General features: G+C 69.2%; 9 protein-coding genes and 2 pseudogenes. 4 read left to right on the top strand and 7 right to left on the bottom strand.

Annotated features, from left to right (window positions below; all coding sequences use genetic code 11):
* Window positions 1–383: 383 nt before the first annotated feature.
* The 3 genes from ACZ47G_RS22050 to ACZ47G_RS22040 are packed head-to-tail and all read right to left on the bottom strand — an operon-like array spanning window position 384 to window position 3,513.
* Window positions 384–788 (bottom strand): DUF6009 family protein, encoded by a 405-nt coding sequence (locus ACZ47G_RS22050; protein ID WP_030556097.1) that lies wholly within the window; start codon window positions 786–788, stop codon window positions 384–386.
* The gene (locus ACZ47G_RS22045) at window positions 785–2,410 is read right to left on the bottom strand and encodes a DNA primase family protein (protein WP_465745079.1); all 1,626 of its coding nucleotides are present in this window, start codon (window positions 2,408–2,410) and stop codon (window positions 785–787) included. Before ACZ47G_RS22045 ends, ACZ47G_RS22050 begins: the two co-directional genes overlap by 4 nt.
* Complete coding sequence (locus tag ACZ47G_RS22040) at window positions 2,407–3,513, bottom strand: bifunctional DNA primase/polymerase (RefSeq protein WP_465745077.1); 1,107 nt, start codon at window positions 3,511–3,513, stop codon at window positions 2,407–2,409. The genes ACZ47G_RS22045 and ACZ47G_RS22040 overlap by 4 nt, the downstream gene beginning before the upstream one ends.
* 926 nt (window positions 3,514–4,439) lie before the next feature.
* On the opposite strand from ACZ47G_RS22040, the gene ACZ47G_RS22035 reads away from it, so the two are divergent.
* From ACZ47G_RS22035 to ACZ47G_RS22025, 3 genes are all read left to right on the top strand, one after another.
* Window positions 4,440–4,946, top strand: a complete 507-nt coding sequence (locus ACZ47G_RS22035; RefSeq protein WP_465745075.1) for an SMI1/KNR4 family protein — start codon at window positions 4,440–4,442, stop codon at window positions 4,944–4,946.
* A gap of 532 nt (window positions 4,947–5,478) precedes the next feature.
* Entirely contained in the window at window positions 5,479–7,215 is a 1,737-nt protein-coding gene (locus ACZ47G_RS22030; RefSeq protein WP_465745073.1) for a DNA/RNA helicase domain-containing protein, read from the top strand.
* Window positions 7,216–7,236: 21 nt separating this feature from the next.
* The gene (locus tag ACZ47G_RS22025) at window positions 7,237–7,407 is read left to right on the top strand and encodes a ribosomal protein L7/L12 (RefSeq protein ID WP_465745071.1); all 171 of its coding nucleotides are present in this window, start codon (window positions 7,237–7,239) and stop codon (window positions 7,405–7,407) included.
* Between the two features lie 1,396 nt (window positions 7,408–8,803).
* Here ACZ47G_RS22025 and istB read toward each other — a convergent pair.
* The 4 genes and pseudogenes from istB to ACZ47G_RS22005 all read right to left on the bottom strand — a co-directional run bounded on the left by istB (window position 8,804) and on the right by ACZ47G_RS22005 (window position 12,677).
* Window positions 8,804–9,643 (bottom strand): IS21-like element helper ATPase IstB, encoded by an 840-nt coding sequence (gene istB, locus ACZ47G_RS22020; protein ID WP_465745069.1) that lies wholly within the window; start codon window positions 9,641–9,643, stop codon window positions 8,804–8,806.
* Window positions 9,640–11,274 (bottom strand): annotated as a pseudogene (gene istA, locus ACZ47G_RS22015) (IS21 family transposase). Before istA ends, istB begins: the two are co-directional and overlap by 4 nt.
* A gap of 529 nt (window positions 11,275–11,803) precedes the next feature.
* Window positions 11,804–12,199, bottom strand: a complete 396-nt coding sequence (locus tag ACZ47G_RS22010) for an Imm50 family immunity protein (RefSeq protein WP_465745067.1) — start codon at window positions 12,197–12,199, stop codon at window positions 11,804–11,806.
* Window positions 12,186–12,677, bottom strand: a complete 492-nt coding sequence (locus ACZ47G_RS22005; protein WP_465745065.1) for an Imm50 family immunity protein — start codon at window positions 12,675–12,677, stop codon at window positions 12,186–12,188. The genes ACZ47G_RS22010 and ACZ47G_RS22005 overlap by 14 nt, the downstream gene beginning before the upstream one ends.
* Before the next feature lie 179 nt (window positions 12,678–12,856).
* Here ACZ47G_RS22005 and ACZ47G_RS22000 point away from each other — a divergent pair.
* Window positions 12,857–13,072, top strand: a pseudogene (locus tag ACZ47G_RS22000) (transposase); the annotation flags it as partial.
* Window positions 13,073–13,353: the final 281 nt, after the last annotated feature.

The raw sequence follows: 13,353 nt of genomic DNA, 5'->3' as shown, positions 1-13,353 counted from the left end.
CTGGAGCGCTCAGTCGCTCCTCGGGCGGCAGGCGGCAGGCGGCAGGCCGTGACCGGGCAGGGGCCGGGCAGGGGCCGGTGTCCAGGCGTCGGACCGGATCCGTGGAAGAAGACTGGAGGTGAGTCGCTTCAGTCGCTGTTCGAGACGGCTTCGTGGGCATCCCCAAGGACAGGGAGCGGCTCCCGGACAGGCTGGAGCCGCAGGTCAGATGGCCAGCAGCGACCGAGGAGGCCCCTGGAGCACGGGGGGGGGGAAGGAGCAAGCCGGACGGTCCGCGGGAACGACTGGCGGCGCAGCGACGCAGCGACCGAACCACGAAGGCGGTGGGGGAGCGACCCCGAACCTGGGTCGCTCCCCCACCGCCTTCGTTCCGGAGCGGTCGGTCAGGCCTTCGGCAGCGTTATCCCCAGCTCGAGCATGGCCGGCGAGGCCGGCCCGCCCTCGGAGCGCTCAGTCTTGTAGCCCTTGACGCCGGGGGCGACGGTGCGCGGGTCCACGGCCTCGGAGGGGGCGCCGGTGGTGTAGAGGCCGTCCGGGTCCTGGTCGCGGTCGTGGGGGAGGAGCCAGAAGACGCGGCGGCGGAAGGTGCCGGAGGCGCGGGAGGACTTGGCGTCGGGGCCGAGGATCGCGTAGCCGACCATCCGGCCGTCGCGGTGGTAGGCCGGGCGGCCGCGCCGGGTGGTGAGGCGGTCCAGCGACTGGCGGACGTAGTCGAGGTCGGTGGTGTCCTCGAGCCAGACGAGGTCGGTTTCGTGGGCGAGCTCGGCCGGGTCGATCAGCGCGCTCACGCGTTCTGCTCCTCTGTGTCGTCGGTGATCAGGCCGATGCCCGGGTAGTACTTGCGGCTGTTGGACAGGACCATCTCCTTGGGAGAGGTCATACCCAGTGTCTCGCGGACTCGTGCGGCGAACGCGCGACCGGATACGGGATTGGCTCCCTCGAAGCCGCACCAACGGGTGTAGGCGCCGAAGAGCTGGGACTGTTCGGCACGCATGCCCTCCCCGGTGATGCAGGCCTCCTTGAGGAAGCGGCCGACGTGGTCCTCGGTCTCCGCGTAGGCGGTGGTGGCGGTCTGGACGGCCTGGGGGCCGGCCAGGTCCTTCTCACCGGCGAAGTAGCGGCGGGCGCCGTCGATGAGCCAGGCGAGGATACCGGGGCCCTCCTCGGCGACGAGGACGTGGGCCAGGTTGTCGATCTTGCGTTCCTCGGGGACGACCCGTTCGAAGGGGATCAGGCGCATGCGGCGCCAGAAGGCGAAGCCGCCGGTGCCGACCTCGGGGCGGTGGTTGCCGAGGAGCCAGAGCTTGTGGGTGGGCTCGAAGGAGAAGAAGTCCTGGCGCATCCGGCGGGCCTTGATCTTGTCGCCGCCGGTGAGCAGCTTGACCCGGGCCTCGTCGAAGCGGTCGCCGGGCTTGAGCTCGGAGCAGACGATGATGCGCCGGCCGTGGAGTTCGGCGAGGTCGGTGGGGTGGCCGTCGAAGGTCTTGGCCATCAGGAAGCCGGGCGGGGCCGCGTCGGCGTAGTCGCCGAGCAGCTGGATCATGACGTCCAGGAGGACGGACTTGCCGTTCTTGCCCTGGCCGTAGAGGAAGGGCATGACCTGGGCGCCGACGTCGCCGCTGATCGAGTAGCCGAGCAGCAGGTGGAGGAAGTCGCGGGTCTGGCGGCCTTCCTTGTCGTCGCCGAAGGTGTCGGTGAGGAAGCGGTCCCAGCGCGGGGTGGGCATCCGGGCGGGGGCGAGGGTGGTGGAGCGCGAGTGGTGGTGGACCTTGGGGTCGGGCGGGACGATGGCGCCGGTGCGCAGGTCGACGACGCCGCCGGGGGTGCACAGGGCGTAGGCGTCGGCGTCCAGGAGGGAGGCGTTGAGGACCATGCCGGGGGCGGACTTGGCCTGGGCGAGCATGGCGTTCATGCCCGAGGTGGACAGCGCGCGGCGGCGGTGGCGGCGCAGGTCGGCGTTGGTGTAGACGCCGCGGGGGTCGTGGGTGGCGACACTCTCGGCCATCTCCCCGGCGGCCCACAGGACGGTGTCGTCCTCGTCGAGCTGCCAGCGGTGGGTGGCCCAGCGGTACCAGCCGATGCCGGGGACGTGGCGGTAGTCGCGTCCGTAGAGGTGGACGAAGAGCTTGGCGTTGCCGCGGTCGGACAGGGAGTCGGGCAGGAGGCCGTGCGAGCTCGCCTGGGGGCCTGCCGGGGCCTGGTCCGGCCAATCAGCGCCTGGGGGCGCCTGGAGGGGCTGGACGGGCGCCTGTGGGGCCGCCGCGGGGGCGGGTGTGTCGAGGAGACTCTCCTGGACCGCGGTGCCGTGCCAGGGGGCCTGCGAGGGCCCGGGGACCGGCGGGTACTCCAGGATCTGCTGGGCAGCGGCCACGGGGTCGAAGACCGTCCTCTTGCGGGTGCTGTCGCTCATCCTCGCGCCTTCCCGACGTGCAGGGGCTGCCGGGCTCCGGCGGCAAGGCCGGAGCGGATCACGGCGGAGCTCTGCCGGTCCTGGGAGGGGCGGGCGGCGCGGGCGGCGTCGGCGAGCAGTCGCTCGGCGGCGGCATGGGTGAGGTGTCCGGCGGAGACGAGGCCGCCGACGGTGTAGGCGGCTCGGTTGAGTTTGCCTGTGAAGCCGGCGCCCTCGGGGGTGGTGGCGCAGTCGGTGACGTCCTGGAGGACGGTGTCGAGGACCTTTTCGGCGCCGCGCTTGCCACCTCCGGCAGCGACGACGGCCTGGCGGGCTCGGTCGGGGACAGCCGGCTGGGGGATGGTGGGCTGCTGGTCGGGGCGGTCCTTGAGGTGCCCGGTGCGGATGAGTTCCTCGGCCAGCCACTGCGGGAGTGGTGAGGGGGTGGTGGCGCCAGGCAGCGGGGTATAGGCGCCGCTGGTGGTGACGGTGCTGGGGGCGACGATGTAGCCGCCGTGGGCGCGGACGTCGACCTGCCAGGCGAGGGCCCGTCCGGTGGAGGAGCCGGTGGAGCAGGTGAACCGGTGGTGGGCGTCGTCGCGGTACCAGATGTGCAGGCCACCGGAGGGGGTGCGCACACGCAGGGTCCCGGTGTCCTGGGAGGGGTCGGGTGCCTTGCGCAGGGCCGCGAGCAGGGCGAGCGTGTGGTAGCCGTTCTCCAGGCCGTCGAGGTCGACGCGGTCGTGGATCGGGATGCCGGGCAGGATCCGGTCCCGGGCTGGGACGTCGGCGGGGTGGCTGTCGACGTCGATGACCACCAGGCCTGCGGGCCCGCAGGCGACCCCGGTGCCGAAGCCCGGGTTGACCCGCCACCAGGCGCCGATGACGTCCTGGTCGGTGGTGGCGGCGTGGAACCCGTGGCACCAGCGACCGACGCGGGGGCAGCGGCACTCGGCGGGGGAGTGCGGGGATTCCTGGCAAGCCTGGCAGTTCGCGGGCGGGGTCTTGCGTCCCGGGGCCAGCGGATGGACGGGCCAGCCCTGGGCGGCACACCAGCGCGCGACGGCCAGTGCGTCCGGCTGACGCTCCGTTCGGTCGCTCCCCACGGCCTTCGGCGCCGTCACGCTGGTCCCTTCCCCTTGGTTCGGTAGCTGCTGCAACTGCCTCGGTAGCTCGGTAGCTGCCCGGATTTGAGTCGCTCGTTCGGTCGCTGACAGCAAAAAGCCAGGTCAGAGCACTGGCGGGTGCTGGATCAGCGACTGAAGCGACCGAAGTCCAGAAGATAGCTCACACAGACTAGCCGAGCGAGCACATACGGTCCCGGACTGCCGGGACTTGCCGGGAAACTGAGCGACCGAACCCTGGGGCAGCGACCGAGTCGCTTCGGTCGCTGTTTTCGGTCCGCCAGTGTTTCCGCAGGTCGGAGCCGTTTTCCCAAGCCAACAGCGACTGAAGCGACTGAAGCCCGGGTCTATAACGCGCACACGCACACGGGAATGTCTTCATATACCCGACCTTGAGTCGCTTGGGTCGCTGATGGGGTAGGTTCATGCCCTCTGACCTGGGGTTTTGTCCAGCGACTGAAGCCCAGCGACTGAAAGCGACTGAGTCTCTCGGGGGTCAGGGCCCGGCGTGTCGCCCATGCCAGGTGCGAGGTGAAGCTGCCGGTTCGGTCGCTTGGGTCGCTTCAGTAGCTGTCTCCGCCGGCGCGGGACGCAGCAGTCCCCGCCCCGAGGAGTTGTTCTCCAGGTGAACGTGCGTACCCACGGTTCCGAAGTTCGGTCACTTCAGTCGCTTGGGTCGCTCTGCCGACGCCCAGCCGCCGGCAGCGGGAGAGGGGTGACTGGAAGCCCAGGTGGCGTTGGGAACCGTCAGGTGGCGGCTCCGCGAGCTCACCACGGTGAGTGACTGTGACTCCGAAGTAGGAGTACCGAGGCCCCACGACGAAGCCTTGTCCGTCCACTGCGCTTTACTCGGCACCGTGGACACAGCGGCAACATGGAACGAGAAGTTGGCAGCCGTCACCGGTTGGGAGAGACCGGTAGGGAGGGTGATCGACTGGCCCTCGGTCGAGGCGCGGCTCGGGGTTGCCCTGCCGACCGACTACAAGCAGCTGGCACAGTTTTTCGGCGCGGGCGCATTCGACGGGTTTCTGCACCTCTCCACCCCTGACACGCCGAGCCCCCACCACGACCTGATCAAATACGTCGAGTGGCTGGGGTCACGCGCCGCTGCCGAGTCCTCGATCGGCGACCTATTCAGTCCGCATCCAGTGTTCCCCGCCACCGGAGGCCTGCTTCGGTGGGCGGACTCGGTCCAGGCCGATCAGTTTTTCTGGCTGACCGATTCTGCCGATCCCGACCGCTGGCCGATTCTCGCCCAGCCACATGATGACGTCGCCGCCGGCTGGGAGCGATTCGATGGTTCCACCAGCGAGTTCATCTACCGGGTCCTGACGGATCCCGAGCAGCCGTTCTCCATCGCCTGCTACTTCGACGACCACACCTTCGAGTCGTACGAGCAGACCAGCGAGCCGGACCCCGATCCCCACTGGTGAGGAAGGCAGTACCAACCCGCTGACACTGGGCATCGACGCACCCGATAGCCGAGCACTCGTCTCACGCTCTGCGATCGGCGATCGCAATGGCCGCCAACTATCACTTCCAGATACCGCCGACTACCGCTGCCAACTCGCGCAACGACCTGCACGAATCACGAATCCGCCCGCCACCTATAACTTCCGGCCCCCCGGCAGCAGGAGCGGCACCCGAGAAGGCATCTCAGAAAGCGGGAGCACTCTTCCCAGCTACCGAAGCGACCCAAGCGACTCTGGTCCGGACATGCCGCACCGTTCGCAGCCGTGGCCGGCCAGGGCCGTCTATGCCGGCAGGAGGGCGTACCCGGAGCCACCCGCTGTCCGAGGCCAGTGGTATTCATCGGTCATGTACGTACACCGGGGGACCATCAGCGAGGCGGCACGCCTGAGTGCCCGGCCGGAGTTCGTCGACGAGTGCGCCGAACGATTCCGTGCCCGGCGCGGGATGGATCCAGGCAAGGAGGAGGCAGGCAGCTGGCGGCGGAGCTGGCCAGTGCTGCTCGACGCCTTGATGCGCGCAGGCCTGGGCGACCTCGACGTCCTGTTGGAGCTGTCCCTGCCGGGAACGGGTGAGCGCGTCGACGTGGCTGTCGTCGGCCAGGACCCGAACGCGGAGCTCACGGTCGTGGTGATCGAGCTCAAGCAATGGACGTGGGCCGTGCCCGCGCCAGGCCAGTCCGGAATGCTGGAAGCCGGGCAGCGGACCTTGCCGCACCCGGCCCGGCAGGTCGGCGGCTACGTCCACTACCTCAGGGACTGGGCCGTCGGCGGGGCCGGAGTACAGGCACGGGGCGTGGTGGTCCTGCACAACGCCGGGGCGGAACTGCTCGGGCACCTGCGCGCGATGGTGTCCCCGGACTCTCCCAGCGCCGAGTTCCCGCTGCTGGGCCGTGACGACATCGCCGACAGCGTCCCCGCCGACGAACTGGCGGACCGCCTCCGCTGCCGAGACCTGACACCCGCGTCCAAGGATGCGATCGACCGTTTCCTGGCCGGTGAGCACCGGCCCTCCCAGCGCGCCCTGCAGCGACTGGCCGACAACATCGAGGGCCGAAACCGGTTCCCTCTCGTCGGCGAGCAGGACCGCGCCCGCCTCGCGATCCTGGACGCCGTCAAGGAAGCCGGCGGGAAAGGCCCCGGGGGCCTGGTCGTGGTCACCGGCGGCCCCGGTACCGGCAAGACCGCCATCGCCGCCCGCCTCATGGGCGAACTGTGCCGCATGGAAGGGCACAACCCCCGCCTGCTCACCACCTCCGGCGCCCTCACCAAACAGCTCCAGCGCCTGCTGCGGGACGAATCCCGCGGCCTCGTCGCGACGTTCAAGCAGCAGCCGCCCAGCGGGCTGGACAAGAGCAGCGTCGTCCTCCTCGACGAGGCCCACCGCGCCGAGACCTACCCTGGGCAGCGAACCTCCGCCTTCCCCGCCTCCCTGCGCAACCTCCTCGACCGGGTCGGCGTCCTGGTCCTCTTCCTCGACGAACGCCAGATCGTGCGCCCCACCGAAGGCATCACCCTGAAGGAACTCGAGCGCCACGCCCGCGAGTCCGGGGCCGTGATGCGGCGCGTCGACCTGGAGGCCCAGTTCCGCTGCAACGGCTCCCAGGCCTACCACCAGTGGGTCGACCTCCTCTTCTCCGAGGACCAGACCCCGGAGCCGTGGAACATCGGCGGCTACGACCTCGCTCTACGACCGGACCCGCATACCCTCGCGGCCTGGGTCGACGCTCACGCGCAACAGGGACACAGCGCCCGGATCACCGCTGGATTCTGCTGGCCCTGGAACGCCGAGGCCGTCCCCCCGCTGGAACCGGAGGTCGCCATCCGCTGGCACGGCCCCGACGAGGACGAGCACTCCTGGGCCCGCCCCTGGAACCTGCGCGCCGAGCAGCCCGTCCCCGGATTCCCCGACGTCCCGCCCCGCCCCTTCTGGGCGACCGATCCGGGCGGCCACGACCAGGTCGGCTGCATCTACACCGCCCAGGGTCTCGAGTACGCCTTCGGCGCCGTCATCCTCGGCGCCGACCTGGTCCGCCGCGACGGCCGCTGGCAGGCCCACCCCGAGGCCAGCCACGACGCGAGGCAACTGCGGGAGCTGCCACCGCAGCGATACCTGCGGTACGCGCTGAACACCTACCGCGTCCTCGCCACCCGGGCCACCCACGGCACCCGCCTCTACTCCACCGACCCCGAGACCCAGGACTACCTGGCCACCCTGCTGCCCGGCTCCTGAACACCGGCCTGCCCCAACGTCATGGAGGTCCTGAAAGTCATCAGACGCGGGACCGGGCTCAGCCTTTGGCACGGCAGGGTCCTCATCGGCCGGCTGCCCGCAACCGTGCTCGAGGACGTGCCGCCGGAGCTCGCCGAGGCCACGGTCAGCGAACTCCGCACGGCGGGTGCCGTCGCCGAGGTACGGCGGTGAGGAAGCCCGCCGCCACCGTAACGCGTGTCAGGCGCGGTCCCATGAGCCCCTCTGAACCTGGCCCGCAGGGCTTGCAGCCCGCGGGGGTGCCCTCCCCTCCGCCGGAGTTGCACACATCCAGGCGAACCACGCCCCGAAGGCCGCCCTGAACGATGCCCAGCCCGGTGAACGCATCGCGATGTGCGCCGTCGCGCTGACGGCGTTCGCCAGCGTCATCAGCCATCAGATCCGGCAGCCGACCGACCGGTTCCGAGCCGGCACCACCAGGCCGATGCCGTTGACCACTGTGCCGATTAGCAGAAGCCTCGACCCGTCCATCCGTGCCCCGCCTCGGCCCTATGTTTTTGACGGGGAGTTCTGGCCCCGGCTGAACGGGTTCGAGTGGCCCCACTTTTAGGCTGTGTGGGTGATGGTGGGGAGCGGTCGCCGGAAGGAACGGTTTGGGGTGGCCCCACCCTCGATCGGGTGAGGTTTTCTGGTCAGCTCCGGATCGGGGACGGCGGTCGCGGGCCGGTAGCGTGTGTTGCGTGCTGCCCGCCCGCGGCGCGCCCCCGACAGGATGCGTCAGGGCGGGCACCGCTGTGTTCGATGCGGGGTGCCCGGAAGCGTTGGAACGGGAAAGCCGGCAGCCGTGTCCGGGTCGAGAGCGCGTCGGGACCAACGGCGGTCGTCGGCTGATAATCCGTTTGGAAGGGCGCAGGGTGGGTGCTACCACTTCAAGGTGACTGTGTTCTTGTGTGCGGCCTGCGATCGTCCGATCGCGGGGCCATTGACCAAGCTGCCTGAGGTGCCCGCGCGTCCGATGGATCAAGGATTGCCCAAAGCGGACGGATCACGTCGAGCCACTCCCACCCTGCCGCTGGGCTTCTTCGCATTGGAACCCGAGCCGTGGGGAGCCCCGCTCGTACCCTCCGACGAATGTCGAGAGGTCTTCGCCGGCGGACCCTGCCTCGGTGACCCGGACGGCGACGGGTTCCTGGTGTCCGCAGGCCCCCGGAACACGGTGGTCTTGCACCCGGAAGACGCACCGGGGCTCCAGCCACATCCTGACTGGAAGAAGCATTCCAGGGGGTGCTGCGGCCGCGACGGCCAAAGCGGTATGAACCAACTGTGCCCCTGCGGTGTGGAGGTGGGCACGCTGATCAGCGAGTGCAACACTGCCTATGAGCTGCACCTGGACCCTAGCCGGGTGCGCCCGATCACAGACTGAGCCAGCGAGCTGCTGCCCGGTGACTGCGGCCCTGGCCTTTGATGCTCGGGTAGCCGCCGTGCCTCCGCCGACCGGTCACCTGGGCCAACGGAGGCTTGCTGTCGGATCCGCTTGCATGTTCTCCTCGGGTGTCGCCCCGGAGACGGGTCGGTCCCGCTGATCTATGCGGGATGTCGGGGGCTTGGTTCAGGCGGCAGCTGCGGCGGCCTGGCGCTTGGCGGTGGTGCTGGCCAGGCGGAAGGACTGGGTTCCGGTCTCGATGATGTGGGCCTCGAAGGTGAGCCGGTCGACGATCGCTTGGCAGAGCCGCTTGTCGGTGAAGGTCTGGTCCCACTCGGTGAAGGGCCGGTTGGAAGCGATCGCGATCGCGTGCCTCTCCTCCCGTTCAGTGAAGATCTGGAACAGCAGCTCGGCGCCATGCCGGTCGAGCTTGACGTAGCCGAGTTCATCCAGGCAGAGAAGGTCAACTCGCCCGTACATCTTGATCGTTCGTCCGAGTTGTTTGTCGCTGGCGGCCTCGGCGAGCTCGTTCACCAGGTTCGCGGCGGTCGTGTAGCGGACCCGGCCGCCGGCCTCGGCGATGGCGGTGCCCAGGCCGATCAGGAGGTGGGACTTGCCGGTTCCGGAGTCTCCGATCAGGCAGAGCGGCTGGCCGGCCTTCACCCAGCCCGGCGTGGTGAGGGTGTTGATCACCTCCTGGGGGACGTTCGGGTTCTTGGAGAAGTCGAAGTCCTCGATGCGCTTGGGCCGGGGGAAGGTCGCCTCCTTGACCCGGCGGATCTTGCGCCGCTGGTCGCGGTCCTCGCACTCGCGCTCCAGCAGTTCGGCCAGGAAGTCACCGTAGGAGGCCTGTTCGCGCAGAGCCTGAGCGGCGAACTCCTCCCAGCGGCCGCGGACGGTGGTGAGGCCAAGGGACCGGCAGGCCGCCTCGATAGCGGCGGTCGGGTCGGCACTGCGCTGTCCGGGCAGGCTGAGGGAACCCCAGGACTCCTGCGAGGTGGAGGCTGAGGCGGTGCTCTGCGTCATGCTGAGCCTTTCGATTTGAGAGAAAGCAGCTGGCCGTAGGCGGCCAGCGACGGTGCTGGGCGGGTGTCCGGAGGCAGGACGGGACGACGTCGGGCAGGGAGATGACCGGGGCGGCCCCGATGTTCTCGGTCTCCTCCGGGGATGTGGCGGGCGGGGCGATGACGACGGGCGGGGGCCCGCCGGAGGCCGCGAGGGCCTTGCGGCCTCGATCGCGACTAGGTCGGGGGAGACGGAACCGGCCTCCAGGACGGCATTCATGCCGGCGATGACGGCCTCGGCAGGCATGCGGCGGTGCAGGAGCAGGACGTCGATCAGTGCCCGGGTTCCCTCCGACCGGCCACGCGCTTCCCGGGCCGCGGCCCAGAAGGCATCGTGGGTGGGAGTGAAGGACCCGTTGGCGCGGGCGGCGGCCAGGCCGGTGGAGTTCTCCAGGGCCCCGGGCTTGCTTCGCAGGATCTCCAGGTAGTGGTCCAGCAGGTCCCGGAAGCTGTAGCGGCCAGCCAGCCGCGGGTGACGGACGATGACCTCGTGCCGGTCGAAGACGACGACTTCGTCCGCCCGCAACGAGACGCGGACGTTCTGGCCGATGAGCCGGGCCGGCACGGAGTAGCGGTTCTGGCGGACCGTGATCCGTGAGGTTTTGTCGACCTTGGGCGTCAGTGTCAGTCCGATGCCGAACTCCTCGAACGGCACCGGCCGCAGGAGACCGGCCTCCGAGTGGAAGTCGAAGCCCACCGATGTGGGGCGGTTGTCGATGTGGCGGTTGTCCTCCAGCGCCTCGATAATCTCGATCCGTTCGTTCAGCTCCGCTAGCGTGTCGACCTCGGGCACTGGGACCAGGTGGGTGCGGCGGAACCGCCCGCCCTCGTGCTCGACCCCGCCCTTCTCGTGGGCGCCGTCCCTGCCGGGGCGGCAGTAGAAGGCGTCGAAACCGTAGTGCGAGCGGAACGCGACCCATCGCTGGGACTCCACCCGCGAGCGGCCGAAGCAGACCTTCGAGACGGCGGGCTTGAGGTTGTCGTAGCGGATGTGGCGCGTCGGGATGCCGTCCAGCAGGCGGAACGCGTCCACGTGGCCCTGCATGAAGGCCTCCTGGCTCGGCGAGGAGAAGACCCGGTGGACGGCCTTGCCCGAGTAGGACAGCCGCAACGTGAACAGCTGGCACTGCAACGGCTTTCCGTCCACCCGCACCCAGACCTCGGCGAGTCGACCTCCGCTTCCTCGCCGGGACGGTGGATCTGCGGAACCATGCCCTCATAGACCAGCCGGGCCCGCTCCGCCTCGGCCTTGACCTCCGGTCGACGCTTGCGCAGGTAGTCGTTCAGCGTCGTGTAGGCGACCTCGAACTCGTGCTCTTCCCGCAGCCGGTTGAGGATTCGCCGGTTCGTGTGGCGCTGCTTCGGTGGGGCGCTCAGGTCCGCCCTCAACATCTCGTCGATCCAGCCCTTGGCCGGGTCCAGCACCGACTGGCGCTTCGAGGGCGCCTTCCGCTCAGGCGGCAACGCGCTCTCCAAAGCCTGGCGCACCACACGACGGTGCACTCCGTACCTGCGAGCCAGCTGCCGGACCGAGGTCTGTTCGAGCCTCCGGTCACGGCGGATGCGCTCGAACAACTCCACGCGTGACAACAATCCGGCCTCCCGACGCGGCCGCGATCAAGACGAGGCACAGCCTGACGCCGCCAAGCGGACCAACCCGCGATTGCCACGAACGTGGGCGCGTCGCTCCTAGTCACCCAGGTGGGGCCACACGAACCCGTTACTCAGCCCGGTCCATGCGAACCCGTCCATGCGGGGCCAATAGCACCCGTCATAGACAGCCCTACGAGTCCGCAGTCGCGTGAGCCCGCCACCGTCCCCCTGCCCGTCCGGTGCCACGTCGGACGGACACCAGCGAGGGGTGTGACAGGCTGGGTCGGTCGGCGCTCAGGATCCGTGAGACGTAGTGACCTGGCGGTTGCCGTTGATCAGCCGGGCCACGAGCGACCCGGAAGTCTAGCCTCGCCCTTTCATGAGGACAGGTACTGATTGGCTATCAGGATACGAAGGTCCACCGCTGACCTGTGACTCTTCCTCCTGCGCGGGCTCGGTCGAGCATCCGCGGCGTTCACCTTCGAGGTGAAGTCTTGGACGCCAGTTCCTCTTTGACCGTTGGGTGGGGTCACTGCGCTTGACTCCGTAGGCGTCCAACTGGGGACTGAGCGCGGATTTCGTCGGTCTCGAAAGACACGCGCTTGTCCTGGCCGGCGAGCACAATGGTTCTTCCGCTGAGGCTGGCGACAGTCGTGGGCCAGCCGGACCAGGTGTCCACCTCGAAGTTCTTCACGCCGACGCAGACCAGGACGAACTCGACTGCGTTGTGGCCGCGAGCCCGCCACAGGTCAGCGGCACCGACCGGGATGGCGAAGGCGGAGAATCTCAAGGTGACTGACACTTCGCGCTCGTCGATGTGGATGGAGTCCAGGTGGTAGTCCACCAGGGGTGGTGGAGGTGAGCCGAGGACTTCGCGGATTGCCTCGGGGTTGGCCACCTCGGCAGACCAGTCACGCTCGCTCATAGAACACCTTCGCAGTAGTGGGAGGCAGCACCCCTTGGTGCCGGCGCTGGTCAAGGGAACTCTCGAACCATCGCCGAGCCGTGTAAGGGTCCGCGTCCCCGGAGCGATAGGCGTTGAGACGGCCCACCTTCAGAGCGTGCGCAGTGAAGCCCAGCGAGAACTCCGGACCGCTCACCGCGATCCTGATCCGGCGCTCCGGGGTCTGGAGGCGGGGACCGAACTCGATGTCGACCACGGTGCTGTCGGGTACACCCCGCATCCGAAGGTCCTTGCCCACCGCGTGGAACTCGATCTGGGCCTCGAACCGGTCACAACCCGCTTCGGTCCAGTCCGGCGGCGCGAGGTCGGGAAAGCGAGGGAGCTCGACCCGCAACGTCACAGCAGGGCCGTACGGACTGAGGTGCACCGACCTGAGAACCAGGCGCTCCAAAGCCGGCAACTCGGTGTAGAGCGCGGTGAACCGCTTGGAGTGGACCAAGAACTGCGGCCATGTGCCCGGCTGACATGGGTGGGCCCCTTCGCTCCGGGTGCTTCGTGTCCGGCGAAACCGGCGACTCCTCGCCCCAGGCGGCAGCCGGAGATCACCGAAGTGCACTTGAGCTGGGAGGATACCGCCCGTCCGGTCTAGTTAGGTCGCCCCAGCATGAGGCATACCTGATGAAGCGCAATAGGTCCTATCCATGTGTCCGGATATCGGCGGACGGATCGGGAGTGGTCTCGCAGGCTGGCGGAGGTCTGCTGGTGGAGGCCGTCCGCCGGATCGGCCTGGACACCGCGTTGTCCACGGCACTGGAGCCGTGGCGTAAACCGCGGACGGTGCATGATCCCGGCAAGGTCCTGCTCGACCTCGCCCTGACCGTCGCACTCGGCGGGACTACCTGTCCGACGTCGCGACGAACCACCGGGAGAGACCGGATGGGCACGAGTGCATCGTCCGGGCATGGCGCATTCGCCCTACCATCCGCCACCGACACTCAGCCGTTCCTCCGGTACCGATCCAGTCGGATCGCGAGACCGGTCGTCGCCCGGGTCCACTCGTGTACCGCGCGGTTCCCGGTCCCTCCACCGCCCTGACCGCCGGATCCTCAGCCGAGGAGGACGTGACCGGAATCCGACGTCGTGGGCCCGAAGCACCAAGCACATACGGATGCTGT

It is taken from the genome of Kitasatospora sp. NPDC030952, assembly GCF_055571335.1.
This window is presented reverse-complemented; position numbering and strand designations above follow the sequence as displayed.